The organism is Gordonia oryzae, from assembly GCF_003797185.1.
Lineage (GTDB): Bacteria > Actinomycetota > Actinomycetes > Mycobacteriales > Mycobacteriaceae > Gordonia > Gordonia oryzae.
In genome coordinates, this window is record NZ_RKMH01000006.1 from 183154 (window position 1) to 208337 (window position 25184).

Here is a 25184-nt window from a genome sequence, read left to right on the forward strand (position 1 = left end):
GCGCCACCAGCGCGCGCTGCACGGTCCGGTCGCCGAGATGGCCCTGCACGCCCTACGGGCGGACAGCCTACGTCCGGATCGGGGGCACTGGCCGGCCCGTCGATCTCCCTCGACACGTCGTGCGCGCGTCCGGTCTCGATCTGGGGGTCGGCTGGCAGCTCTATCGACCCGCGTCTCGGGACTAGAGGGTGATGTCGGGTGGGAGCTGATCGCCGAGACCGGCGAAGTAGTCATCGGACCGGGTGAAGGCCAATCCCGACAACCCCTTTCCAGCGCTGACCACCGGTTCGATCGGCTCGATGGTGCGCTCGGCGTCGAGGAGATCGGCCACGGTCGTGTATCGGGCCACCTCCGTCAACTGCGCCCACGTCGGGGGCAGCAGGAAGTGCTTACCCGCCGACCATGCGTCGATCGCGTCCTGCGCGCTCGCCCACCGGGTGACGTCGGCCTCGGTGGTCGATCCGTCCGGTTCCTGACCGGGCGGGACGGCCGCGAGGAAGAACCGGGTGTCGTAGCGGCGCTTCTCGTTGACCGGGGTGATCCAGTGCGCCAGCGGACGCAGCAGATCGGCGCGCAACGTGAGGCCGTGGGCGCGGAGAAATCCGGCGAACGACAGGGATTTGTCGACGAGGGCAGCACGGTCGTCACGCAACGTCGCGGGGTCGGGGAACTCCGCACCCGACGACGCGAGCAGCACGCCGCACTCCTCGAACGTCTCGCGTACCGCGGCGCAGACCAGGGCCTGCGCGAGTTCGGTTGTGGTGGAGAATTGTTCGGCCCACCACTGCGGCGCGGGTCCGGTCCAGGCGAGGTCGGCGTCGCTGTCACGGGGGTCGACCCCGCCGCCCGGGAACACCGTCATGCCACCGGCGAACGCCATCTGCTTGACGCGGCGCTGCAGGAACACCTCGATCCCGCCACCGCTGTCGGCACCACCACCGCTGTTCTCGCCGCTGTCGCGCACGAGCACCACGGTCGCCGCGTCACGTAACGGCGCGGCCTGCGGTGCCGACGTCCCTGCCATCGAAGACCTCCAACCCGTCCCGGCCGAGGTGTGTGCCGGGACACCCGTCGACACTATCGCCGGGCCGTGGCACAACCGCATCCAGGGCGGCCGATCCCGATCGACCGCGGCGACTCGTCAGCCGGCGGAACGCCGGTGCCCGCCGGCGCGGCGGGACCGGCGGGCGAAGAACCGGCCGTCGACCTTCGACAAGGTGATCTGCTGGCGGAACGCGGTCGACAGGTTCTTGCTCGTCAACACCTTGTTCAGCAGTCCCTGCTCCACCACGGCCCCCTCCGACAGGAGCATGGCGTGGGTGAACCCGGCGGGGATCTCCTCGACGTGGTGGGTGATGAGCACGATCGCCGGTGAGTCGGGGTCGGCGGCCAGCGCGGAGAGCCGTTCGACGAGCTCTTCACGCCCGCCCAGGTCGAGTCCGGCGGCCGGTTCGTCGAGCAACAGCAGTTCGGGATCGGTCATCAATGCCCGGGCGATGAGAACCCTCTTGCGTTCACCCTCCGACAGGGTGCCGAAAGCCCGATCGGCGAGGTGTTCGGCACCCATCGACTCCAGGGATTCGAGCGCCTGCGCCCGATCGACGTCGTCGTAGGTCTCCCGCCACCGGCCGATGACCGAATAGCCGGCGGAGATGACGACGTCGCTGACCACCTCGTCGTCGGGGATGCGGTCGGCCAGCGCCGCACTGGCCACGCCGATCCGCGTGGACAATTCGCGGACCTCGACCTTGCCGAGTTTCTCGGCCAGCACGAAGGCGATGCCGGAACTCGGGTGCAGTTCAGCCGCGGCCATACGCAGCAGGGTGGTCTTGCCGGCACCATTAGGACCGAGGACGACCCAGCGCTCGTCGAGTTCGACCTGCCATGTGACCGGACCGACAAGGGACGTTCCGCCGCGAACGACCGCGACGTCTCGGAAGTCGATCAACAGGTCGGGGTCGGAGGTGGGCTCGTCGGACACGGGATCGCTGGCGGTCACGGACTCCATCGTGCCCTACTCACCGCGCCCGTGGGCACCATCCTCGCGAGGCGTGTCCGCCCGGTGCCGGGGTCCGCCGAGGGTGCACCGACCCCGGCGTGACACCGCCGGCGCAACCGTGTGCGGGAGGACCAAAGTCGGGATCGGGCAAGGGAATAGCCACGTGCCCGACGACCTTGATCTGAGCATGAGTGTGCCTCTTTCGATCCTCGACCTCGCCCAGGTGGGCACCGGCGAAACCGTCGGCCAATCGTTGGCCGCCTCGACCGACATGGCCATCCGCGCCGAGAAGTGGGGCTACGAACGCATCTGGTACGCCGAACACCACAACATGTCGTCGATCGCGTCGTCGGCGCCCGCGGTGCTGATCTCCCACATCGCGGCGCGCACCTCCACGATCCGGCTCGGCTCGGGCGGGGTGATGTTGCCCAATCACGCGCCGTTGACGATTGCCGAGCAGTTCGGGACCCTCGGCGAGCTCTATCCCGGTCGTATCGATCTCGGGCTGGGCCGCGCGCCCGGCGGTGACCAGAACACGTTTGCAGCCTTGCGCCGTGACATGGCCGCCGCCGATCGTTTCCCGAACGACGTTCTCGAACTGCAGGGGTATCTCACCGGGCATTCGCGAGTGGCCGGGGTGAGCGCGACGCCGGGCAACGGTACCGACGTGCCGCTCTACATCCTCGGGTCGTCGCTCTTCGGTGCGCAACTCGCCGCGGCGCTCGGCCTGCCCTACGGTTTCGCCTCGCATTTCGCGCCCGCCGCGCTGACCCAGGCGGTGCAGATCTACCGAGAGCAGTTCCGGCCGTCGGAGCAACTGGCCGAGCCGTATGTGATCGCCGGGGCCTGCGTCATCGCCGACGAGGATCCGCAGCGCGCCCGCGACCAACTCCACCAGGCCAAGCGGCATCGGGTCTCCGCGCTGTTCGGCCGGGGCGGACGCAAGTTCACCGACGAGGACGCCGATGCGATCCTGTCGATGCCACAGGGACGCCAGATCGACGAGATGCTCACCTACTGCGGTGTCGGCACCCCGGACGAGGTACGGGACTATCTCGACTGGTTCGCCGGACATGCCGACGCCGACGAGGTGATCGTCGCGTCGATCGCCCCCGACCGGCAGGTATGGCTGCAGACGCTGGAGCACCTGGCGCCGGCGCAGGTCCCGGCGAGTTGAGCGCCGTCAGGCCAGCCGGAAGTCGGCGAACTCGAATCCGGGTACGACGACGCAACTGACCAGCGCCGCTTCTGTTCCCACGGCTCGCGCCCGCTGCCAGTGCCCCGGCGGCACGAGGGCCTGCGGCCGGTGACCGGCCTCGATGTCGGGTCCGACGACGATCGTTTCGATGTGCGCGATGCCGGTGGGCCCGGCGCCGAGGGGCACAGCACCGTCACCGCCGAGATCGAGCTCCACCGGCGCACCGCGGTGGAACAGCCACATCTCCGCCCCGCGCACGGTGTGCCAGGCCGATTCCTCGCCGGGCAGCAGCACGAAGTAGATCGCGGTGCCCGCGGCACGGTCGCCGTCGTATCCGGGCAGCGACGCCGCCGGCAGTGTGAGTTCGCTGCGCCACGTCTCGGCGTACCAGCCGCCCTCCGGGTGAGGCGTCAGACCCAGAGGTTGCGCCCACTCCGGCAATGCCGCGTGATCTTTCGTCATACGATCACCTCCGCGATGACGGTCACCGACCCCGGTGCGATCTCGGTGAAGCCCGCATCCCGAACGGCCACCGCCTCACCGGCACGTTCTGCGGCGAGCAGCCGCGTCCAGGTGGATTCCTCGGCGGAGCACACCATCAACGGACACCCGGCCGCGCGCCAGTCGCGGGCGGTGGCCTCATCGAGGAGCTTCACCGCGAGCATGGCGCCGTGACCCACCTGGGCCGCCGACTTCCCGACCGTCATCTCCAGTCGTGGATCCAGCCACAGACACACCCCGCGGCTGCCGGGCGCCGATGGCAGATCACCGCCGACCTCGGTACCGCCGATCTGCAATCGGGAGATGCGCTTGTCGACGTCGCCGACCCGACCGGGTACCAGGGCGCGGGCCTGCGCGCCGCCTTCGGTGGCCGTGAGGCCCCAGACCTCCTGTGCGGCAGCCCACTGCGCACCACGGGCGCGTCGCGCGATCTTGCGGATACGCGCGTCACACCAGGCGTCCATCGGCGCCGACCACGGACCGTCGCCACCGGATCGGTCGTCGAGGCACAGCAGCGCGACGGCACGGGCGGCGGCCACCAGAAGCTCGGCGCGGTGCGGCGGATCGGCTTTCTCGATGCGCAGCACCATCTGCATGGCGAGCACGTCGGCGGGATCCGGCGGGTCGTCGTGACCGCCGACATAAGCTGTCAGCCGATGGTGATCGTTCTCGAACGCATCAGGTACATCAGGGCCGGCGCCGGTCATTCCAGCGGAACCCGGCGCAGCACCCCGTCGGCGGCGTCGGCAGCCTCGATCTCGTCGCGGGTGACGCCGAGGATGAACAAGACCGCGTCGAGGAACGGGTGGCTGAGCGCGGCGTCGGCGACCTCACGAAGTGCGGGCTTGGCATTGAACGCGATACCGAGACCGGCCACCGACAGCATGTCGATGTCGTTGGCGCCGTCGCCGACGGCGATGGTCTGTTCCATCGGCACCCCGACCTGATCGGCGAACGACCGCAACGCCCTGGCCTTGCCGGGCCGGTCGACGATCTCTCCGACGACCCGACCGGTGAGGGTTCCGTCGACGACCTCCAGGGTATTGGCCCGCACGAAATCGAGTTCCAGCTCATGGGCGAGCCCGTCGATCACCTGACGAAACCCGCCGGACACCACTCCACAGTGATAGCCCAGGCGGTGCAGCGTGCGAATCGTGGTGCGCGCTCCCGGCGTCAGCTCCAGCGACGCGGCGACGTCGTCGAGAACACTCGCGTCGAGTCCAGCGAGCGCGGCGACACGTTGATGCAGGGACTGCGCGAAATCCAGTTCACCGCGCATCGCCGCCTCGGTCACAGCCGCGACCTCGGCCTCGCGGCCGGCATGGGCGGCGAGCATCTCGATGACCTCGCCCTGGATAAGAGTCGAGTCCACATCGAAGACGATGAGTCGCTTGGCCCGTCGCGCGAGACCCCCGCGTTCGACCGCGATATCGATGGAGTGGCGGGTGGCCACTCGCGCGAGACCCTTGCGCAGCGCGGCGTCGGCCGCGACGTCGTCGCGTCCACCGACACTGACCATCAATTCCAATCCGGTGAGCGGATAGTCGGCCACCCCGCGGATCGAGTCGATGTTGCCGCCCTGCCCGGCGAGTTCGGCTGCCACCGCGGAAAAAGCGCGCGCGGTTACCGGGCTGCCGAGCAGCACCACGGCGTGTGTCGACGGTTGATGGCTTCCGGACTGTCCACCGACTTCGACGTGGACATCCATCCCGACTGAACTCATCGCCTGCTCGATGACGTCCTGCACCTGCTCGGGGTCGGTGTCGCAAGCGACGAGGACACCGAGCGTCAAGCGGTCATGGATGACGACCTGCTCGACGTCGAACAGGGAAACCTGTTGTCCGGCAAGCGCACCCATGAGTACCGAGGTGACACCGGGTTTATCGGGTCCGGTGACGGTGATCAGAAGAGTCGCCTTCGCAACCGCACCCGGAGCGGCGTGAACCGATCCGGGTGCGGAAGTGGTGTGTGAATCCGGGGAGCCGCCCACCGCGCTGCGCCGCGTCAGTCGGCGGAGGACTCGTGGTCGCCGACGGTGAGCGGGTCGCGCCGGATACGTTCGGCGCTTTCGCTGTCATGCCCGTGGCCCGGGCCGACGTGAGCCTCCGCTCGCATCCGGTCGATCATGTGCGGATAGTGAAGCTCGAAGGCCGGGCGTTCCGAGCGGATGCGGGGCAGCTCGGTGAAGTTGTGGCGCGGCGGCGGGCAGCTGGTCGCCCATTCGAGGGAGTTGCCGAAGCCCCACGGATCGTCGACGGTCACGACCTCGCCGTAGCGGTAGCTCTTGAAGACGTTCCACAGGAACGGCAGCGTCGACAGACCGAGGATGAACGCGCCGGCTGTGGAGATCTCGTTCAACGTGGTGAAGCCGTCCGAGGGCAGGTAGTCGGCGTAACGACGCGGCATACCCTCGTTACCCAGCCAGTGCTGCACCAGGAACGTGGTGTGAAAACCGATGAAGGTCAGCCAGAAGTGCCACTTACCCAGACGCTCGTCGAGCATGCGTCCGGTCATCTTGGGGAACCAGAAGTAGATGCCGGCGTAGGTCGCGAAGACGATGGTACCGAAGAGCACGTAGTGGAAGTGCGCGACGACGAAGTAGCTGTCGGAAAGGTGGAAATCCAGCGGCGGGCTGGCGAGCAGCACACCAGTGAGACCACCGAAGAGGAAGGTGACGATGAAGCCGACCGAGAACAGCATCGGCGTCTCGAACGTCATGTGGCCCTTCCACATGGTGCCTATCCAGTTGAAGAACTTCACACCGGTCGGTACTGCGATCAGGAAGGTCATGAAGGAGAAGAACGGCAGCAGGACCGCGCCGGTGACGTACATGTGGTGAGCCCACACCGCCACGGACAGCGCAGCGATCGCCAGCGTTGCATACACCAAACCCGAGTAGCCGAACAGCGGCTTGCGGGAGAAGACCGGGAAGATCTCCGACACGATGCCGAAGAACGGCAGCGCGATGACGTACACCTCGGGGTGGCCGAAGAACCAGAACAGGTGCTGCCAGAGAATCACACCACCGTTGGCCGGGTCGTAGAGGTGAGCACCGAACTGACGGTCGACCTCCAAACCGAGCAAGGCCGCGGTCAGCAGCGGGAAGATCATCAGGATCAGGATGGTGGTGACCAGGATGTTCCAGGTGAAGATCGGCATCCGGAACATCGTCATACCGGGGGCGCGTAGACACACGACGGTGGTCACCATGTTGACGCCACCGAGGATGGTGCCCAGACCCGAGACGCCGAGGCCCATGATCCACAGATCGGCGCCGACACCGGGAGAGTGGATCGCGTCGGTGAGCGGGGTGTAGGCGGTCCAGCCGAAGTCGGCTGCACCACCCGGGGTGATGAAGCCACCGATGGCGACCGTCGAACCGAACACGAACAGCCAGAACCCGAAGGCGTTGAGCCGCGGGAAGGCGACGTCGGGGGCGCCGATCTGCAGCGGGAGCACGAAGTTGGCGAACCCGATCACGATCGGGGTCGCATACATCAGCAGCATCACCGTGCCGTGCATGGTGAACAGCTGGTTGAACTGCTCGGTCGACAGGAACTGCATACCCGGATGCGCCAACTCCGCACGCATCAGCAGTGCCATCAGGCCGCCGATGAGGAAGAAGGCGAAGCAGGCGACGATATACATCATGCCGATCAACTTGTGATCGGTCGTGGTGATCAGCTTGTAGATGAACGAACCCTTGGGCTGAAAGCGCTCCGGGTACGGACGTACTGGTGCCACTTGCGTGGTGGGCTGGTCTACCGCGGTCACAGATCCTCCTCTTGCCCGACCGGTCGGGATGCGATGTCCGCCGGTCGGCACATGAACAAACCGAGCGCTGGGTACCGATCCTAAACCCTTGCACCCACCCTGGCCGAGTGGGTCCTACGATCTGTCGTACATGATTTCTCGTGGGCACCATCGACGCAGGTCAACCCCAGCACCGGAGCCGACGCGCCAGGCTCGCCGGAACGTCCCGCCACGGCGTGCGGCCCGGCGGCGACAAGCTCGGGCGGGTGCGGTGGCGGCCCTGCTAGGTTGGGCGGGTGCAGGGTGGCGGTGAGGAACGGGTCGAACGCGGATCCGGCGACAGTGTTCGGAGTCGGTCGAGCAGGCGTGGCGTGGTTGCCACGGCAGTGCTGGTGTGCGTCGCAACCCTGTCGCTCGGCGCCTGTTCCGACGATCAGCCGTTACTGACCACCCCCGATGGCAAGACCATCTCCACCTCCACCACCCGCATCGCCCAGGTCAACGTCGTCTCCGCCGACCGCGACTACTCGCGCACCTGCCTGGCACCGACCACCGCCTCCGACCCACGCACCGACCCTAGGCGCATCGTGGTCACCGACCCGGCGCTGCTCGATGATCTCTGTGCCCTGGGCATCGGCCCCAAAGTGACCGCAGTGACCGCGGCCCCCGGCTCGGTCCCCGCCTATCTCGGACCGCAGCTGACCTCGGTTCCGGCGATCGGCACCACCCCCGATCCGACGGCGGCCCGCACCGCGGCCCCAGACATCGTGCTCACCACCCCGGCAACCTCAAGCTCGGCACAGTCCTTTACCGGAACGAAGACGGCGACGATCGCCGACGGCACCTGGCAGGAACGCTTCCAGGCGGTGGCCGCCGCCCTCGGCCGCTCCGCCGACGGCACCCGCCTCCTTCAGGAATTCACCGACGAGGCCACCAAGACCGGTACACGGATGGATGCCGCCCACAACCAGGTGTCGCTCGTGCGATTCACCAAGGACACCGAGATCATCGCCGGCACCGGTACATTCGCCGGCCAGATCCTGACGACGATCGGCGTGCAGCGCCCCGCCCCACAGCGTGGTGCCGACAGCTTCACCGTCACCGACAAGAACTTCACCGACGCCGACGCCGACCTCATCTATGTATCCTTCGACGGCGACGGGGGCCTCGATCACGGCACACAGGTTCTGCTCAGCGATCGCTGGCTCAACATGGGCGCACCCACTTGGAAGCGCGTCCTCTCGGTCAACGACGAGATCTGGTACAGCGGAACAGGCTTGGCGGCCGCGTGGCTCGTGCTCAACGATGTGAAGAAGTCGTTGAATGGCAATTCCTGAAGAAGCAACTCCTGACCTGGTCACCCTCGCCCGCACCCTGGCCGATCTGCACGTGCCCGGCAGCCCGGTTGTGCTGCCCACGGTCTGGGACGCGTGGTCGGCGGCCCTGGCCGCCGACGCCGGGTTCGCGGCGCTGACCGTCGGCTCCCATCCGGTCGCCGACTCGATCGGTCGCGCCGACCACGAGGGCATGACCTTCGACGAACTACTGACCCGCGTCCGCCAGATCACCGCAGCGGTGGACCTTCCGGTGTCGGTGGACGTCGAGTCGGGGTACGGCCGGTCGCCGGCCGCACTGATCGACGGACTACTCGACGCCGGAGCGGTGGGTCTGAACATCGAGGACACCGTGCACGCCGACGGTGGACGTTTGCGCGCCGCCGGAGAGCACGCCGAACTCGTCGGCGCGTTGCGCACCGCCGCCGACTCCGCCGGTGTCCCGGTCGTCATCAACGCACGGACCGATTTGTTCCTGCGTGCCGGAGGCGCCGAGACCGACCGCGTGGCCCGCGCGATCGAACGTCTGACGCTCTGTGCGCAGGCCGGGGCGAGCAGCCTCTACCCCGTCGGCCGACACACCGACGCGGTGCAGCGCGAGCTCACCTCGTCGTTGCCGTTGCCGGTCAACGCGATCGCCGTGCCCGCCGAGGATTCGCTCACGCACCTGGCCGAGCTCGGCGTCGGACGGATCAGCTTCGGTCCGTTCTGGCAGGCCGATCTGGCCGCACGATCGAAGGACCTGCTGGCCCGCTGGCAGTGAGCGCCCAAAGCGGACCGGGCGCCGATACATGCGCCGACGCCGAGGTGTTCGGCCCGTCGTGATCGCAACCCTCGCGCCCCGGGCGTGCCGGCGCGCACAGTGGACGAATGACTGTCACCGATGAGTACCTGGCCAACAACGCCGAGTACGCCAAGACCTTCTCCGGTCCCCTGCCCCTGCCACCGAGCCGTCACGTCGCGGTCGTCGCCTGCATGGACGCCCGCCTCGACGTCTACCGCGCGCTGGGGATCAACGAGGGCGAGGCCCATGTCATCCGCAACGCCGGTGGCGTCGTCACCGACGACGAGATCCGATCGTTGGCCATCAGCCAGCGACTGCTCGGCACCACCGAGATCATCCTTATCCACCACACCGACTGCGGGATGCTCACGTTCACCGACGACGAATTCAAGCGCGACATCCAGAACGAGATCGGTCAGAAGCCGGCATGGGCGGCCGAGTCCTTCCCCGACGTCGAGGAGGACGTGCGGCAGTCGTTGACGCGCATCCGCAACAGCCCGTTCGTCACCAAGACCAGTTCACTCCGCGGATTCATCTTCGACGTGGCCACCGGCACGCTGACCGAGGTCACCGACTGAGGACTCCGGTCTCGTCACCGAACCCGCAGTACTCTACGGCCAGCCCGGCGCCGAAGGGATCGACCCGTCGGCGATCGCGGCGGCCAATTGTGCGTGATCGCGTTCGGTCTGGTCGGCGTAGGCGTGCGCGAAACGCACCATCGATTCCTCAACCTTGTCGGAGGTGCCGAGATAGTCGGCGATGGCGCGGGCGTCGCCGCTACGGGCATGGGCTCGCGCGAGCACGTGGCCGCACGCGGCGGCGAACTGCGACAGCGCACGCGACACAGTCGGACCATCCGGAATAACCTTGCCATCGCGGAACTGTCGGACGTAGAACTCCCACTCCCCGATCGTCGTCCACCCCAGGAACATGTCCGAGGCGGTCTGAATCAGGCGCTGACCGTTGACAACCCGCTGACCGTGATGGCCGTAGGCGCTCGGTGCGACCACCTTCTCGTACACCGACGGGGCGGCCTGTTTGATCTGAAAGAACAGCGGGTCTCCGGTCTCGTGCTCCTCGGCGAGGTTCAGGAACACCCGCATGCCGACGCTGCCCACCCCGACGATCTGCTGCACCGCGTCGACGAGGTCGAAGCGACGCAGCAGGGCTGCGACGTTCTCCGGCACCGACGCGTAGTACGCGACGATCACGTCGTTGAGGACGTCGGAGTAGTCGGCCAACGCGTGCACCCGATAGGGCGGCTCCTCCTTGATCATCCGGCGGCCGTCGACGAGGTGGGTGAGTTTCTTCGAGGCTCCTCGGCTGGTCCGCTTCTGCGCCCGTTTCTCGATCACCCTGTCCAGGCGTGCCCCGTTCGCCGGGGTCGCAACGTAGCCGGTGAGCTCGTCGACGGAGAACTTCTCGGCCCACACATCGAGGATCGGCCACCCCGAATAGGTGCGCATCCACCTGCGGTAGCCGCCGAACCCGGCGCGAACCGCCTCGGTGGCAGTCGCGTCGGCGACCTTGTTATCTCGTGCCAGCACCACCAGACTTGCCAGGAATCGCAGCACATCCCACTCGAACGGCCCGGGCAGGGTCTCGTCGAAGTCGCGCAGATCGAAGGCCAGCGTCCGCTCCGGGGTGTTCCACAGCCCGAAGTTCAGGACGTGTGCGTCTCCGCAGAGTTGGACGGTGATGCCGGTGTTCGGCCGGGAACCGAGATCGGCGGCCATCACCGCGGCAGCGCCACGATAGAAGGTCCACGGCGACGCCGCCATCCGGCCGTGGCGGATGGGGACGAGCCGCTGATCGCGCGTCTCGTTCTGAGCCAGGATGGTCTGCAGCGCATCGTGCCCGCGCCCCGACGGGTCCCAGTCTCCGAGGGCTCGGCGAGGCACGATCTTGCGTGCGGCCTTGCCCGCCGAATGCTCATTGCCGGAGTAGACGGTGGGGCCGGAGGCCAGCGCCTCACCGTGGGTCTTCGGAGCGTCGTGGGTGGCGGTCATCGCTGGATTCTCTCGCAGATTGGCACCGCCGGCGGCCGTTTCGCGGTCGTGTCCGGGTCGCAAACTACTCTGAAGACCATGTCATCGACTCTCGCGACGCGGGACGGCGAGCCGTCGGCTCAGGGCGGGTCGCTGGTGGGATTACATGCGCTGTGGCGCCCGGGCGTGGGGTTGGCGGTCTGGGAGGACGCCGGCCGCACCGGCGAACTCCCCGATCCCCTGCGATCACTGTTGGCGGGTAGGCGTTTCCGCCGCCAGATCGACATCATCGACGATGCCGGCCGCCGCGACTTCGTCGCCACGATGACCCTGGGTACGGCTTCTGCCGTCTCGTTCCTCGATGCCACCCGCTCGCTGCCCGTTCCCGGCGACATCGCCTGGTATCGGCACCTCGTCGACGGGGTCCGGCGCTTCGTCGCCGCTGGCGCGGTCGCCCCCGCCCTGGCCGACATCGCTGGTGAAACGGTGTTCCGCTGGGCGCCATTGCCGACCCCGGCGTGGCGTGCCTGGAGTGCGGTAATCACCGGCGGCGCGCCCGGCGCGCTCGCCGACAACGGTGGCGGCGCCGCCCTGATGGACTTCGCGGCTGAGGCGGTCGATCACGAATGCCGTTGTCGGATAGATACTTCCGCGTCAAGACTGGGCGCGATCGAACCCACGACGCCGCTGATCGCCGCGCTCGTGGGCGACGGTGGGGTGCCGGCGGCCGCCACCCGCCCGGCGGCGATGTCGGCGTGGGCGGGCTGGGGCACGAGCGCCGCGGCCCATGAGGCCACCCTGATCTTTCGGCTGCACGAACCCGACGACCCGGACTCGCCGATCGACGACCTCGGCCCAGACGACACCGGCCGGGTGCGCACCGACCCGGACCGGTTGCGATGGCGTCTTGCAGTGTGTCGACGCTCGATCGACGGTCATGTGGCGCCGGTGTTGCCGGGTCGGCTCAATGCCACCGACCTCGATGAGGTGACCACCGAGCTGGCCACCGCGGTCCGGGCGTTTCCCGAACTGCACCAGGCGGATCCGGATCGAACGAGCCTGGACTACCTGCTGCCCACCGAACTTGCCGAACGACTGTTCACCACAGGCGCCGCCGCGCTGGCCGACGCCGGGTTCCCGGTGTTGTTGCCGCGCACCATCGCCGAGGTTCGGCCGAGTCTGACCATGCGGGCACGCCCGGTGGTCGGCGGCGGTGCGCCGGCACGCATGGTCGGGTTGCGAGAGATCCGGGAGTTCGAGTGGCGCCTGGCACTCGGCGACGGGCCGGATGCGATCACCCTCGGGGAAGCCGATCTGGACGAGTTATCCAGGCAGAAAGGCGATCTCGTTCGAATCCGCGGAGTGTGGGTGCGCGCCGAGGGCGCTCGGCTGAGCCGGGCGGCCGCGTACGTCACCTCCCAGCGCGCGCTTGCCGGTTCGGGCGGCGCACCCGACATGGGTGAGTTGCTCGGGTTGGTCACCGGTGACACCGACACCCTGCCGGTACCGGTGAGCGCAGTGCGCGGACTGGACTGGCTCGACGAGATCGCCGAGACCGGAGCCCTGCGCCCACACCCTATCCCGCCACCCGAACTGTTGGCGGCCTCGCTGCGCCCGTATCAGCAGCGCGGCCTGGAGTGGTTGGCGCATCTGGCGCGGCGTGGGATCGGTGGCGTCCTCGCCGACGACATGGGGCTGGGCAAGACGGTGCAGGTGATCGCTCTGCTCGCCCACGAAGCACATACCGCAGACACTGCCACCCGCTCGCCCACGCTGATCGTGTGCCCGATGTCGGTGGTGGGCAACTGGTCTGCCGAATTGGCCCGGTTCGCGCCGAGCATGCCGGTCGCGGTCCACCACGGTCCCGATCGCGCGAAGGGCGCCGCATTCGCCGCGGTCCACGGCAGCTCCGAGGTGGTGCTGACGACCTTCGCGATCGTCGCCCGGGACCGCGAGTTGCTGGCAGCGCACCCGTGGCGGCATCTCGTCGTCGATGAGGCCCAGCACGTCAAGAATGTGAGAACCGCTGCGGCCACAGCACTCCGGGCGATTCCTGCCGATCACCGGATCGCCCTGACCGGGACCCCCGTCGAGAATCGGCTGGAGGATCTGCGCGCGGTGATCGACCTGGTCAACCCCGGGCTGCTCGGGTCGGCATCGACCTTCCGTAATCGCTTCGCCGAGCCGATCGAGCGCGACCGTGATCCCGACGCGCTCGCCCGGCTGGCCGCACTGACCCGCCCGTTCATCCTCCGGCGCGAGAAGACCGACCCGTCGATCATCACCGACCTGCCAGAGAAGACCGAGATCACCGTGCGCGCCAATCTCACCGTCGAGCAGGCCGCGCTGTACCGCGCGGTCATCGACGATCTGATGGAGGCCCTGCGGGACAGACAGCAGCGCGCGTTGCGCCGGCGAACGGTGTTGGCGGCGTTGACGCGACTCAAGCAGATCTGCAATCATCCCGCGCACTATCTGGCCGACGGCACACCGCTGCTCCGTCGGGGCGCCCACCGGTCCGGCAAACTCGAACTACTCCACGACATCGCTACGACGCTGGTCGCCGAGGGTGATCAGGCCCTGCTGTTCACCCAGTTCGCCGCGTTCGGCGACTTGCTCTCGGCGTGGCTCACCGAGTTGCTGGGCACCGAGGTCCCGTTGCTGCACGGCGGCCTGGCACGCGGCGATCGCGACCAGATCGTCGACCGATTCCAGCACGGCAACAACGGGATTCGATCGCCAATCCTGATCGCCACCCTCAAGGCCGGCGGCACCGGCCTGAATCTGACGGCCGCCAATCACGTAGTGCACGTGGATCGTTGGTGGAATCCGGCCGTCGAGGACCAGGCGACCGATCGCGCGTACCGGATCGGGCAGCGGCAACGTGTGCACGTGCGACGCTTCGTGTGCGTCGGCACGCTCGAGGAACGCGTCGACGACCTCATCGCGAAGAAGCGCGAACTGTCACGACTGACGATGTCGGCAGGCGAGACCTGGATGGGCGAACTCGGCAACGATGAACTCTTCGAACTGTTCCGGTTGCGCGAGGACGCGGTGAGCGAATGAGCGGCGCCGAGATGAGTGCACGCCGATGAGTGCACGTCGCGGCACGGTCCCGGTGCGCGGGTATGCGCTCACTCCGTGGTCACGTGCGTTGGTCGACGTGGCCGAAGGTCGATTCACCGGCGACGGCACCGATGCGGCAGTCGATAGCCGCAAAATCACCCAGGCCCGCAGGTACTTCCGCGATCGGCATGTGCATCGGCTGAGGATCGACGCAGGTCGGGTCACCTCGTCGGTCGAGGGCAGTCAGCTCGAACCGTTCGAGGTGACGATCGAGATCCGCACCGTCGACACCGCGACGGTGGCAACGCTGCTGCGCGCCGCCGACGCTGTGACAGAGGTGATGTCGCTTTCGCGTGGTGAGCAGCCGCGCACCGTCGGTGAACTGGTGCTACCGACCGAAAGCGCCGACATCGTCGGCGCATGCACATGCCCCGACGACTCCGGACGGTGCATCCACATCCTGTCGACGTTGTACGAGGTGGCCGTCGAGATCGACCGGCGCCCCACCACCCTGCTGTCCGTGATGGGGACGTCGCTGCCGGATCTGCTCGACGCGATCGAAGAACTCGCACCCGCCCCAGACTCCTCCCCGTCGGGTGATAGTGGTCGGATCGGCGACGAGAATGACTCCGCACCGCCGCGAATCGACTTCTACGGCACCGGCGCGACCGCTCCCCCGCTCCCCTCACCGCCCCGGATGAATCCGCTCACCGACCTCGACGCCACCGCTCTGCGCACCGCGTTGCGGGCCTCCGGAGTCGCCCCCGGCGACATCGCCGAGGCCGTCGACGAGTTGGGCGATCTCTACGACCGGATCATCGAACCCTGAGGGCGGCTCTTACACCAAACCTGCGAGCTTGTAGGCGACGAGCGACCCGGACACCGCAACATTCAGGCTCGCTCCGCGCCCGACCATCGGTATCTCGACGACGTCGTCGAGCACGTCGAGGACGGACTCGCCGATACCTGTGCGTTCGTGCCCGAGTACCACCACGGTACGTCGCCGTGCGATCGGTAGATCGGCCAGACGCGTTGCGCCCTCGGCCAATTCGACGCCGATGAGGTGAGCGCCGGCATCGCGCTCACGCTCGAGCCACCGGACCGGGTTGCCGGTGCGATGGATACATGAGCGACCCGGAACGGTGTTGCCCCGTCGCAGGGCCGGACCCACCCAGTCGTGCGGTGGCACCGCCATACAGGCGCCCACCGCATCACAGGTGCGCAGCAGGGTGCCCAGGTTGGCTCCGTGCTGGGCCCACAGCGGCGCCAGAATGAGGTGGCCCCAACAGGAATGGGAGCGGGCTCGTCGGGAACGTCGGAGTTCGTCCGCCCTGCGGACGCGAACGCCGGCCATCAACTCAGGTGAGGCGCAGCGCCCCTTTCGGTGATCGACATGGCGACCATGCTAGCCGACCGCGGGCGCCGAGTACGAAGGGACGCTCACTTGACGGCGCGTTGGTCGGCGATCTGCACATGCGGTGCGAGTTGTCGCAGCAGCGGCAGGAGATGCTCGACGGGCGGCTGGTAGCTCGCCTCGTAGGTGGGTCGGAGCCGCAGCTCATTTCCCTTCTGGTCAACCATATTCGTGACGATCACGAGCTTCGGTGTCCGCGACGTACTCTTTCCCATTCCGGTGCTGCCGCTGGTCGTGTGCAGATCGATGACCGCGATGACACCGGTGACCGACGTCCACGGCACGAACTTGCCGTCGGCGCCGACTCCGTTTCGGTCAAAGTACATCTTCTCCTTCCCGCGCCGCGTGGTCACCGCGACCCGTCCGGTCGCAGCCAACTGCCGGGTAAGCTCCTGCTGTGCGGTGGGGTCGACGACGTAATCGCTGACGTTCAGCGTGGTCCAGAATTCGACGTGCGGCGCCAAAGCCCTTACTGCACTGCGGAACTCGTCGAAGTTCTCCGAGTTGAAGTGATGCAGGGTCGTTCCGTACTGCAGGGGTCGCCCGTTCTTGTTCGTCGCGCGCGAGGTGACGACAAGCGACGTCTCCCGTCGCCGTGCCGCGTGCGTCTGATGCGGATCGATCTTTCCGTAGCTGGTTCCGCCGCTGACGAAATCCAGGGCACGGATCTGATCCCAGGGCAGCTGAAAGGCCGGCGCCCAGATCCCGTCCGGGCCTGCGGTGACCTGAGGTCTACCGATCACCGATCGTGCTCCCCACAGGGTCAGCAGAACCAGACCGCTCCAGCCCACACCAAAGATGCCGAAGAAGATCACGCCGGCCACAGCATGCGCGGCCGCACAGATCGCGACGGCGACGAATGCTGCCACGCCGATTCCCCCACATACCCAAAACGCGGTCCAGCTCTTCGGTGGGGCGCCCACGACGCTCACCGTCGCAGGCGTGACCGGGCCCTTCCGGTGGTCGATCTTGCGGTGGTCGTTCTTGTCGTCACTCATGACGGCGGCCCCTCATCTCATTCGTCTCCGTCTCCCCAGCTACACCCAATCAGGCGGGTGCTCCTATCTCAGAAGTCCCAATCCTCGTCCTCGGTGTTGACCGCCTTGCCGATGACATACGAACTGCCGGAGCCGGAGAAGAAGTCGTGGTTCTCGTCGGCGTTGGGTGAGAGTGCCGACAGGATCGCCGGGTTCACGTCGGTCTCGTCCTTCGGGAACATCGCCTCGTAGCCGAGGTTCATCAACGCCTTGTTCGCGTTGTAGCGCAAGAACTTCTTGACGTCCTCGGTGAGGCCGACCTCGTCGTAGAGCGCCTCGGTGTAATCGGACTCGTTGTCATAGAGCTCGAAGAGCAACTCGAAGGTGTAGTCCTTGAGTTCCTGACGACGCTGCGCGGTCTGCACCTCCAGACCCCGCTGGTACTTGTAGCCGATGTAGTAGCCGTGCACCGCCTCGTCGCGGATGATCAGGCGGATGAGGTCGGCGGTGTTGGTGAGCTTGGCGCGCGAGGACCAGTACATCGGCAGGTAGAAGCCGGAATAGAAGAGGAACGACTCGAGCAGGGTCGAGGCCACCTTGCGCTTGAGCGGATCCTCGCCACGGTAGTAGTCCATGACGATCTGGGCCTTGCGCTGCAGGTGCTCGTTCTCCTCCGACCAGCGGAATGCCTCGTCGATCTCCTTGGTCGAGCACAGCGTGGAGAAGATCGAGCTGTAGCTCTTGGCGTGCACCGACTCCATGAACGCGATGTTGGTGAGCACCGCCTCTTCATGCGGGGTGGAGGCATCCGGGATGAGCGAGACCGCGCCGACGGTGCCCTGGATGGTGTCGAGCAGCGTCAGACCGGTGAACACCCGCATCGTCAGCTGCTTCTCGTACTCGGTGAGCGTGTTCCACGACGGGATGTCGTTGGACACCGGCACCTTTTCCGGCAACCAGAAATTGCCGGTGAGACGATCCCACACCTCGGCGTCCTTTTCGTCGGGGACGCGGTTCCAGTTGATCGCAGAGACGCGGCTCACCAGCTTGATGGGCGCGCCGTCGGCCGGGCTGTGGGTGCCTGCGGTCATGATGATCATCTCCTCATGGATGCGGATGCGGGTTCTACGGTATCGGTGGCGGTCAGGTGACGTGGATGAGGTCGAGCAGTTCGGCGGCGACTCCGGGGTCCCCCACCGTATCGAGGGCCGACAGCGGTCGGCGATGCCAGAGCGTGAGCAACACATCGAAAGCCGAACCACGCAGCGCCACATCGGCTTTCATGTGCTCTCGCGACCATGTCAGCCCGTTCGCGGACAGCTTGACCAGCCATTCACCTACCGGCTCGTCAAGGGTATGGATATGCAGTGTCGCCCCGTGCAGGTGCTGCGGAACGCCGCCAGACCGGGACAGGAATCGGGGCGCGAAGACCTCGAGCCACTCCTCGATCCCATCGGCGGAGACCTCGGCGTCGACCGGCTGCTGCGGGCCCGGCCGGATCGCGGACTCCAGATCCCATCGGTGAACGACGAGTTCGTGCGCCTGCCTGCGCGCCCACCACCCGACGGTGCGCGCACCGACGAAGGTCGGTGCCACCGTGTCGGGATCCCGGGTACCGAGGACCTCGACGAGTCCGCGGAGCCCACCTCGATACCATTCGGTCAGCTCGTCGGCCCGAGGAGTGGGGACGTCGGCGTAGGACTGCACCGAATCGTCGCCGACGATCCGTGCGGTCGCCCACCGGTGCACGGCGCCGACATGGGAGATCAGGTCGGCGGCGGTCCACTCGGGACAACTCGGTACGGGCACACCGAGATCGGCGGTGCTGGTGGCGGCGATCATGGCACCGTGGGTGGTGATCGCGGCCATCCATTGCTCGAAGCTCATAGCAGAAGTTGGGTTCATGGTCGCCCGAGGCTCACAACATGCAGCTGACGCAACCCTCCACCTCAGTCCCTTCGAGGGCCATCTGGCGCAACCGGATGTAGTACAGGGTCTTGATTCCCTTGCGCCACGCGTAGATCTGCGCCTTGTTGACGTCGCGGGTGGTCGCGGTGTCCTTGAAGAACAGCGTCAGACTCAACCCCTGGTCGACGTGCTGCGTCGCCGCGGCGTAGGTGTCGATGACCTTCTCATAGCCGATTTCGTACGCGTCCTGGTAGTACTCGAGATTGTCGTTGGTCATATAGGGCGCCGGGTAGTAGACGCGACCGATCTTGCCTTCCTTGCGGATCTCGATCTTGGCCGCCACCGGGTGGATCGAACTCGTCGAGTGATTGATGTAGCTGATCGAACCGGTCGGCGGAACAGCCTGCAGATTCTGGTTGTAGATGCCGTCACGCTGCACTGCCGCCTTGAGATCACGCCAGTCGTCGCGGGTCGGGATGGCGATCTCGGCGCGAGCGAACAACTCCGCCACCCGATCGGTCTTCGGCAGCCACTCCTGATCGGTGTACTTGTCGAAGAACTCACCGCTGGCGTACTTCGAACGCTCGAACCCAGCGAATGCCTTACCTCGTTCGCGCGCAATGGCATTCGATGCACGCAACGCGTGATAGAGCACGGTGTAGAAGTATATGTTGGTGAAGTCGATACCCTCATCGCTGCCGTAGAAGATGCGCTCGCGGGCAAGATAGCCGTGCAGGTTCATCTGACCGAGGCCGATCGCGTGAGACTCGTTGTTGCCGTTCTCGATCGACGGTACCGAGGTGATTGCAGTCTGGTCGCTGACGGCGGTCAATCCACGGATCGCAGTCTCGATGGTGTGCCCGAGGTCGGGCGAGTCCATGGTTTTGGCGATGTTGAGCGAGCCGAGGTTGCACGAGATGTCCTTGCCCACATGCGCATAGGACAGGTCATCATTGAACGTCGAGGGCGTCGAGACCTGAAGGATCTCCGAGCACAGATTGGAGTGGGTGATCTTGCCGTGGATCGGATTGGCCCGGTTCACCGTATCCTCGAACATGATGTAGGGGTAACCCGACTCGAACTGCAGTTCGGCCAGAGTCTGGAAGAACTCGCGCGCCTTGATCTTGGTCTTGCGAATCCGCTTGTCCTCGACCATGTCGTGGTACCTGTCGGTGACGTTGACGTCGGCAAACGGCACACCATAGACACGCTCGACGTCGTACGGACTGAACAGGTACATGTCATCGTTGTTCTTGGCGAGCTGAAAGGTGATGTCGGGGATCACCACGCCGAGGCTCAGCGTCTTGATGCGGATCTTCTCGTCCGCGTTCTCCCGCTTGGTGTCGAGGAAGCGGTAGATGTCGGGGTGATGGGCGTGCAGATACACCGCGCCGGCGCCCTGACGGGCGCCGAGCTGATTGGCGTAGGAGAACGAATCCTCGAGCAGCTTCATGATGGGGATGACACCCGAGGACTGGTTCTCGATCTTCTTGATCGGCGCACCGTGCTCACGGATGTTGGACAGCAACAACGCCACCCCGCCGCCGCGCTTGGACAGCTGCAGAGCCGAATTGATGGACCGCCCAATTGATTCCATGTTGTCTTCGATACGAAGAAGGAAGCAACTGACCGGCTCGCCCCGCTGCTTCTTACCGGAGTTGAGGAAGGTAGGCGTAGCCGGCTGGAAGCGACCCTCCATGATCTCGTCGACGAGATTACGGGCCAATGCGGTGTCACCGTCTGCCAGCGTCAGCGCCACCATGCAAACGCGATCCTCGAACCGCTCGAGATAGCGCTTGCCGTCGAAGGTCTTGAGCGTGTAGCTCGTGTAGTACTTGAACGCGCCGAGGAAGGTCGGGAAGCGGAACTTCTTTCCATAGGCGTGTCCGAAGAGGAGCTTGACGAACTCGCGGTCGTACCGGGCAAGGACCTCGGGCTCGTAGTAGTTCTCCTCGACGAGGTAGTCGAGCTTCTCGTCGAGGTCGTGGAAAAAGACGGTGTTCTGGTTGACGTGCTGCAGGAAGTACTGGTGCGCGGCCTCGCGGTCCTTCTCGAACTGGATCTTGCCGTCACGGTCGTACAGGTTGAGCATCGCGTTGAGGGCGTGGTAGTCGAGATCTCCCGGGTCGTGACCCGCCGGCGAGGCGTGCACACCCGACTTGCTGGCCGAGGTGGTGGTGTCGGTGGTCACGTCGGAGACGGATGCGGTGGGCGACACGAGAACTCTCCTGTGCTTTCAGGGTGTGCGGACGGGGGCGTGAAGGGCTGATCGGGGATGGGGTTGACGGATTACGGCTTCGACGATGAAACGACTACCGCGACACTGTAACGACTGGGTCGGACACGTCCGAACGAACGACTGGGTCGGACACGTCCGAACGAACGACTGGGTCGGACACGTCCGAACGAACGACTGGGTCGGACAGGCTCGGACGCTTGAAGGCGGGACTCACCGCGAACTCGACGAGACCCTCCCGAACCCGCGAGACGTCGTGGTCGGTGCCCATCAGCTCGAACCTATAGAGATAGGGCACGTGACATTTGCGCGAGATGATGTCCCCGGCGAGGCAGAACTCCTCACCGAAGTTCGTGTTACCCGCGGCGATCACCGCGCGAATCCACGATCGGTTGTCGGGGTTGTTGAGGAACTTGATGACCTGCTTGGGAACGAATCCCCCGCTGACCGCGGTCGATGGCCTGCCACCGCCGTAGGTCGGGCAGATGAGCACGTACGGTTCGTCGACACGGAACGACTCCACTGTCATCCGATCGGCGACGGGAATCCGTACCGACCGCAGCCCCAGCTTGCGGACGAAACGGTGAGTGTTCTCCGACACGGAGGAAAAGTAGACAACCAATGGCGCGGTGCCCGTCATATGTCCCACCCCCACCGAGTCTGATGAACGTCGTATTCGGTCAACAGCTACCCGATCAAGGGCCGCATCTGGTTGAACACCGTGATCCCATGCAGAAGTTCGTGGTCCGGTTGCCTGCCCCGGTGGATCGCACGGGGCAGGCAACCGCGCACGTGGCTGCACGTCGACCCGCCTTCGGTTCGATCCCGACTTCCCCTCCGGATCGAACGAGCGTGGCGAGTTCAGGCAGCGCTGGCGGCGAGCGCCTTGATGCGGTCGGGACGGAATCCCGACCAGTGGTCATCGCCAACCACGACCACCGGCGCCTGCAGGTAACCCAGGGCCATCACGTAGTCACGGGCCTCGTCGTCGGTGCTGATGTCGACGACCTCATAGGACAGCCCGTGCTTGTCGAGCGCCTTGTAGGTGGCATTGCACTGCACACAGGCCGGCTTGGTGTAGACGGTGATGGCCATTGATGAACGCTCCTCGGGTCACATGATGAACGGCAGATGCTCGTCGGATGGGTGGCGGTTGGTTCGGTTTTCCAGCGTGAAGAACGTGACGCAGATCACCGCATCTAGCCCTCCCCTGCGACCGCTGACGCCTCTACGCATCTCGGCCCTGCCGGTGCTGAGAACACTACACCTAGTGCCTGACATTTCAGAGCACCCCAAGAAGTTGTGAATCACATTCATGAAACTCGCAGGTCGCGGCGCATACACAATCACGAATCCCGGCGTGTTGCGGCGCCGCCGGGCGTGTCGCGTTTGCGCGCCTCAGCGACCCCCTGCTCACGGCTCACAGGCCACCGCGAGCCGTGGCGCCGTGGTCAGAGGCGGGAGGGCACCTGATCGGCCAGCGCGCGCACGGCCGCACCCACACCGTCGACGACGTCGGCGTGCAACGCGCCGTCGTCGAGCCCGCTCGCCTGAATTCCGAAGTCCACTTCTTCCACCACGCGACCACCGGCGATACCGACCGACTTGCGGGTGTCCGCGCGCGACCAGGTGCCCGCGTAACGACCCAGCGCGGCACCGATGACGCCGACCGGCTTGTCCTTCAGCGCACCATTGCCGTACGGCCGCGACAGCCAGTCGATGGCGTTCTTCAGTACCGCCGGAGTAGAGCCGTTGTATTCGGGCGTGGCCAGCAGAACCGCATCGGCCGCACCCACCTGCGCGCGTAGCCGCGCCACCGCGGGATCGATATCATCGGCCTCCGATCCGGTCGCGGAATCGAGGTCCTCGTTGTAGAAGGGCAGTCGCTCGAGGCCGTCGACCAAGGTCACCGACACGCCTTCCGGCGCATTGTCAACGGCGGCCAGAGCCAACCGACGATTGATCGAGTCCTTGCGCAGACTCCCCACCAGCGCCACCACATGAACGATTGATTCGGACATCACATCTCCTCCTTCACTCGAGTATCGATTGATAGGATCAACCGGACCACGGTCCGAATATTTCTGCATGACGCCGAGAGTTAGGTACATCACGTGTCCGAGTCAGAGCACAACGCACTGCCTCTGCGCCTGGCCGGCACCGGCGAACCCGAACGCGCCGACGCCGCACGCAATCGCCGCCTATTGCTCGCCGCAGCACAGACACTCATCGACACCCGCGGTGCCGCGGGGGTGACGATGGATGCCGTCGCGGCGGCCGCAGGCGTCGGTAAAGGAACGGTGTTCCGTCGCTTCGGTAGCCGGACCGGGCTGATGCATGCCCTGCTCGACCACTCCGAATCCGAGCTCCAGCAGGCATACCTCTCCGGTCCCGAACCCCTCGGCCCCGGTGCACCACCTCTCGACCGACTGCTCGCCTACGGGCGGGTGCGGCTGAAGATGACCGTGGATCATCTCGACGTACTCCTAGAAGCCGGCGCCGACAGCGGCGAGTTCATGAAGCACCCCGTCTGGCGGGCGTCCACCCATCACGTGCAGATCTTGCTGCGCCAGTTGGGTTTCGGCGACGACGTCCACACCTTGGCCATCGCGGTGCACGCACCGCTGGCGGCATCGTCGGTGCAGCACCTCACCGACACCGTGGGACTCGATATCGCCACCATCACCGATCAATGGGAACGCATGGTGCGGACCCTCGTCGCGGGCAGCGCCGCCCGCTGACCGCATCGGCGACTCCCACCAGTTCTCCCCGGATCGTATTCGATCGGAAAAAGATCCTCGGCGCGCGCGAACGCCCCGATCCCCTTAGCCTGTAGTGGTTCTGTGGGAAGGAAGTGTTGTGAAGGCTGTCATCATCGGGGCCGGCATGGGTGGACTCAGTGCAGCGATCGCGCTCAAACAACTCGGCATCGAGGTTGAGGTGTACGAGCAGGTCACCGAGAACAAGCCGGTCGGAGCGGCGATTTCGGTGTGGTCCAACGGTGTCAAGTGCCTCAATCACCTCGGACTCGAGCGGGAGGTCGCCGCACTCGGCGGCATCGTCGAGACGATGAGCTATGTCGAGGCCAAGACCGGCGACACCATGTGCCGCTTCTCGATGCAGCCACTCATCGACGAGGTAGGCCAACGACCCTACCCAGTCGCGCGCGCCGAGTTGCAACTCATGCTGATGAACGCCTACGGGCTCGACGACATCCACTTCGGCAAGAAGATGATCTCGGTGAGCGACGGATCAGACGGTGCCACAGTCGAGTTCGCCGACGGGACCACCGTCACCGCGGATCTGGTCATCGGCGCCGATGGCGCCAAATCGCGGACCCGCGAATACGTACTGGGAGGACCCGTCACCCGACGCTACGCGGGATATGTGAACTTCAACGGACTCGTGGAGATCGACGAGGCGATCGGGCCCGCCACCGAGTGGACCACCTACGTCGGCGACGGTCGCCGAGTGTCGGTGATGCCGGTGGCCGGTGGCCGGTTCTATTTCTTCTTCGATGTCCCGATGCCCGAGGGTGCGCCGTACGAACGGGGCAGCGCCCGAGAGGTCCTTGCCGCCGAGTTCGCCGACTGGGCGCCTGGCGTACAGACGCTGATCGCCGCCCTCGACCCGTCGGCGACCAATCGCGTCGAGATCCTCGACCTCGACCCCTTCCACACCTGGGTCAAGGGCCGAGTCGCGGTGCTCGGCGACGCTGCGCACAACACCACCCCCGACATCGGACAGGGTGGTTGCTCAGCGATGGAGGACGCCGTCGCACTGCAGTACGCGTTCCGCGACCATCCCGACGACGTTCCCGCAGCACTCGCTGCCTACCAGGCGGCGCGCACCGAGCGCGCAGGCGAACTCGTGTTGCGGGCGCGCAAACGCTGCGACGTCACCCACGCCAAGGACCCGGAGAAGACCGCACAGTGGTATCGCGAACTGCGGGACGAGGACGGCACCAACATCATCCGCGGAATCGTCGGCAACATCATGGGCGGGCCGGTCACCCCGGTCTGACCA

The 25184-nt window shown here is 66.2% G+C and carries 22 protein-coding genes and 1 pseudogene; 8 read left to right on the top strand and 15 right to left on the bottom strand.

The window, feature by feature from the left end; genetic code table 11:
* Nucleotides 1-181: 181 nt before the first annotated feature.
* Both EF294_RS09610 and EF294_RS09615 read right to left on the bottom strand, forming a co-directional pair.
* Nucleotides 182-1024 carry an NUDIX hydrolase gene (locus tag EF294_RS09610; RefSeq protein WP_123928758.1) on the bottom strand — a complete coding sequence of 281 codons (843 nt, stop codon included), beginning with the start codon at nt 1022-1024 and terminating at the stop codon, nt 182-184.
* A 117-nt stretch (nt 1025-1141) separates the two neighbouring features.
* Nucleotides 1142-2008: an ABC transporter ATP-binding protein gene (locus EF294_RS09615; protein WP_123928761.1), complete on the bottom strand. Its 867-nt coding sequence runs from the start codon at nt 2006-2008 to the stop codon at nt 1142-1144.
* Nucleotides 2009-2186: 178 nt separating this feature from the next.
* On the opposite strand from EF294_RS09615, the gene EF294_RS09620 reads away from it, so the two are divergent.
* Complete coding sequence (locus EF294_RS09620) at nt 2187-3176, top strand: LLM class flavin-dependent oxidoreductase (protein ID WP_123928764.1); 990 nt, start codon at nt 2187-2189, stop codon at nt 3174-3176.
* 6 nt (nt 3177-3182) lie between these two features.
* Here EF294_RS09620 and EF294_RS09625 read toward each other — a convergent pair whose 3' ends face one another.
* Genes EF294_RS09625 through ctaD form a run of 4 tightly spaced genes read right to left on the bottom strand, consistent with a single transcriptional unit; the run spans nt 3183 to nt 7472 of the window.
* Nucleotides 3183-3659 carry a cupin domain-containing protein gene (locus EF294_RS09625; RefSeq protein ID WP_123928768.1) on the bottom strand — a complete coding sequence of 159 codons (477 nt, stop codon included), beginning with the start codon at nt 3657-3659 and terminating at the stop codon, nt 3183-3185.
* Complete coding sequence (locus EF294_RS09630; protein ID WP_123928771.1) at nt 3656-4405, bottom strand: peptidyl-tRNA hydrolase; 750 nt, start codon at nt 4403-4405, stop codon at nt 3656-3658. The genes EF294_RS09625 and EF294_RS09630 overlap by 4 nt, the downstream gene beginning before the upstream one ends.
* Entirely contained in the window at nt 4402-5688 is a 1287-nt protein-coding gene (gene serB, locus EF294_RS09635; protein WP_123928773.1) for a phosphoserine phosphatase SerB, read from the bottom strand. The genes EF294_RS09630 and serB overlap by 4 nt, the downstream gene beginning before the upstream one ends.
* A gap of 14 nt (nt 5689-5702) precedes the next feature.
* The gene (gene ctaD / locus EF294_RS09640; RefSeq protein WP_123928776.1) at nt 5703-7472 is read right to left on the bottom strand and encodes an aa3-type cytochrome oxidase subunit I; all 1770 of its coding nucleotides are present in this window, start codon (nt 7470-7472) and stop codon (nt 5703-5705) included.
* 275 nt (nt 7473-7747) lie between these two features.
* Between ctaD and EF294_RS09645 the strand changes: the two genes are divergently transcribed.
* The 3 genes from EF294_RS09645 (at nt 7748) to EF294_RS09655 (ending at nt 10147) form a co-directional block, all read left to right on the top strand.
* Nucleotides 7748-8788, top strand: coding sequence for an ABC transporter substrate-binding protein (locus EF294_RS09645; protein WP_123928779.1), 1041 nt, complete (start codon nt 7748-7750; stop codon nt 8786-8788).
* Nucleotides 8775-9548, top strand: a complete 774-nt coding sequence (locus EF294_RS09650; protein WP_123928782.1) for an isocitrate lyase/PEP mutase family protein — start codon at nt 8775-8777, stop codon at nt 9546-9548. The genes EF294_RS09645 and EF294_RS09650 overlap by 14 nt, the downstream gene beginning before the upstream one ends.
* A gap of 107 nt (nt 9549-9655) precedes the next feature.
* A complete protein-coding gene (locus tag EF294_RS09655; protein WP_123928785.1) occupies nt 9656-10147 on the top strand; it encodes a beta-class carbonic anhydrase in 492 nt (163 codons plus the stop codon).
* Nucleotides 10148-10180: 33 nt separating this feature from the next.
* Here the strand turns inward: EF294_RS09655 and EF294_RS09660 are convergent, their stop codons facing one another.
* Complete coding sequence (locus EF294_RS09660; protein WP_123928788.1) at nt 10181-11578, bottom strand: DUF2252 domain-containing protein; 1398 nt, start codon at nt 11576-11578, stop codon at nt 10181-10183.
* Between the two features lie 78 nt (nt 11579-11656).
* Between EF294_RS09660 and EF294_RS09665 the strand changes: the two genes are divergently transcribed.
* Nucleotides 11657-14623: a DEAD/DEAH box helicase gene (locus EF294_RS09665; RefSeq protein ID WP_123928791.1), complete on the top strand. Its 2967-nt coding sequence runs from the start codon at nt 11657-11659 to the stop codon at nt 14621-14623.
* A gap of 25 nt (nt 14624-14648) precedes the next feature.
* Nucleotides 14649-15452 (top strand): hypothetical protein, encoded by an 804-nt coding sequence (locus tag EF294_RS09670; RefSeq protein WP_123928794.1) that lies wholly within the window; start codon nt 14649-14651, stop codon nt 15450-15452.
* Nucleotides 15453-15461: 9 nt separating this feature from the next.
* Here EF294_RS09670 and EF294_RS09675 read toward each other — a convergent pair whose 3' ends face one another.
* From EF294_RS09675 to EF294_RS09710, 8 genes and pseudogenes are all read right to left on the bottom strand, one after another.
* Nucleotides 15462-15977: a TrmH family RNA methyltransferase gene (locus EF294_RS09675; RefSeq protein WP_123928797.1), complete on the bottom strand. Its 516-nt coding sequence runs from the start codon at nt 15975-15977 to the stop codon at nt 15462-15464.
* Nucleotides 15978-16063: 86 nt separating this feature from the next.
* On the bottom strand, nt 16064-17035 hold the full coding sequence (locus EF294_RS09680; protein WP_123928800.1) for a hypothetical protein: 972 nt from the start codon (nt 17033-17035) through the stop codon (nt 16064-16066).
* Nucleotides 17036-17103: 68 nt separating this feature from the next.
* Nucleotides 17104-18105 (bottom strand): class 1b ribonucleoside-diphosphate reductase subunit beta, encoded by a 1002-nt coding sequence (gene nrdF, locus EF294_RS09685; protein ID WP_185091016.1) that lies wholly within the window; start codon nt 18103-18105, stop codon nt 17104-17106.
* Between the two features lie 52 nt (nt 18106-18157).
* Nucleotides 18158-18901, bottom strand: coding sequence for a maleylpyruvate isomerase family mycothiol-dependent enzyme (locus EF294_RS09690; protein WP_123928803.1), 744 nt, complete (start codon nt 18899-18901; stop codon nt 18158-18160).
* Between the two features lie 31 nt (nt 18902-18932).
* Nucleotides 18933-21140 (bottom strand): class 1b ribonucleoside-diphosphate reductase subunit alpha, encoded by a 2208-nt coding sequence (gene nrdE, locus EF294_RS09695; RefSeq protein ID WP_123928806.1) that lies wholly within the window; start codon nt 21138-21140, stop codon nt 18933-18935.
* 211 nt (nt 21141-21351) lie between these two features.
* Nucleotides 21352-21798, bottom strand: a pseudogene (gene nrdI / locus EF294_RS09700) (class Ib ribonucleoside-diphosphate reductase assembly flavoprotein NrdI); the annotation flags it as partial.
* A gap of 221 nt (nt 21799-22019) precedes the next feature.
* Nucleotides 22020-22253, bottom strand: a complete 234-nt coding sequence (locus EF294_RS09705) for a redoxin NrdH (protein ID WP_123928809.1) — start codon at nt 22251-22253, stop codon at nt 22020-22022.
* A gap of 356 nt (nt 22254-22609) precedes the next feature.
* Nucleotides 22610-23179 carry an NAD(P)H-dependent oxidoreductase gene (locus EF294_RS09710; protein WP_123928812.1) on the bottom strand — a complete coding sequence of 190 codons (570 nt, stop codon included), beginning with the start codon at nt 23177-23179 and terminating at the stop codon, nt 22610-22612.
* 93 nt (nt 23180-23272) lie between these two features.
* Between EF294_RS09710 and EF294_RS09715 the strand changes: the two genes are divergently transcribed.
* The gene (locus EF294_RS09715; protein ID WP_123928815.1) at nt 23273-23899 is read left to right on the top strand and encodes a TetR/AcrR family transcriptional regulator; all 627 of its coding nucleotides are present in this window, start codon (nt 23273-23275) and stop codon (nt 23897-23899) included.
* Between the two features lie 118 nt (nt 23900-24017).
* A complete protein-coding gene (gene hpxO, locus EF294_RS09720) occupies nt 24018-25181 on the top strand; it encodes an FAD-dependent urate hydroxylase HpxO (RefSeq protein ID WP_123928818.1) in 1164 nt (387 codons plus the stop codon).
* Nucleotides 25182-25184 lie beyond the last annotated feature (3 nt).

Excerpts from the sequence above, each read along its gene's own strand:
- EF294_RS09675 (WP_123928797.1), bottom strand. The coding sequence starts at position 15,977 with ATGGCCGGCGTTCGCGTCCGCAGGGCGGACGAACTCCGACGTTCCCGA.
- EF294_RS09670 (WP_123928794.1), top strand. The coding sequence starts at position 14,649 with ATGAGTGCACGTCGCGGCACGGTCCCGGTGCGCGGGTATGCGCTCACT.
- EF294_RS09655 (WP_123928785.1), top strand. The coding sequence starts at position 9,656 with ATGACTGTCACCGATGAGTACCTGGCCAACAACGCCGAGTACGCCAAG.
- EF294_RS09625 (WP_123928768.1), bottom strand. The coding sequence starts at position 3,659 with ATGACGAAAGATCACGCGGCATTGCCGGAGTGGGCGCAACCTCTGGGT.
- EF294_RS09710 (WP_123928812.1), bottom strand. The coding sequence starts at position 23,179 with ATGTCCGAATCAATCGTTCATGTGGTGGCGCTGGTGGGGAGTCTGCGC.
- EF294_RS09620 (WP_123928764.1), top strand. The coding sequence starts at position 2,187 with ATGAGTGTGCCTCTTTCGATCCTCGACCTCGCCCAGGTGGGCACCGGC.
- nrdF (WP_185091016.1), bottom strand. The coding sequence starts at position 18,105 with ATGACCGCAGGCACCCACAGCCCGGCCGACGGCGCGCCCATCAAGCTG.
- EF294_RS09660 (WP_123928788.1), bottom strand. The coding sequence starts at position 11,578 with ATGACCGCCACCCACGACGCTCCGAAGACCCACGGTGAGGCGCTGGCC.
- EF294_RS09680 (WP_123928800.1), bottom strand. The coding sequence starts at position 17,035 with ATGAGTGACGACAAGAACGACCACCGCAAGATCGACCACCGGAAGGGC.
- EF294_RS09610 (WP_123928758.1), bottom strand. The coding sequence starts at position 1,024 with ATGGCAGGGACGTCGGCACCGCAGGCCGCGCCGTTACGTGACGCGGCG.
- EF294_RS09705 (WP_123928809.1), bottom strand. The coding sequence starts at position 22,253 with ATGGCCATCACCGTCTACACCAAGCCGGCCTGTGTGCAGTGCAATGCC.
- EF294_RS09615 (WP_123928761.1), bottom strand. The coding sequence starts at position 2,008 with ATGGAGTCCGTGACCGCCAGCGATCCCGTGTCCGACGAGCCCACCTCC.
- EF294_RS09650 (WP_123928782.1), top strand. The coding sequence starts at position 8,775 with ATGGCAATTCCTGAAGAAGCAACTCCTGACCTGGTCACCCTCGCCCGC.
- EF294_RS09690 (WP_123928803.1), bottom strand. The coding sequence starts at position 18,901 with ATGAGCTTCGAGCAATGGATGGCCGCGATCACCACCCACGGTGCCATG.
- EF294_RS09630 (WP_123928771.1), bottom strand. The coding sequence starts at position 4,405 with ATGACCGGCGCCGGCCCTGATGTACCTGATGCGTTCGAGAACGATCAC.
- EF294_RS09665 (WP_123928791.1), top strand. The coding sequence starts at position 11,657 with ATGTCATCGACTCTCGCGACGCGGGACGGCGAGCCGTCGGCTCAGGGC.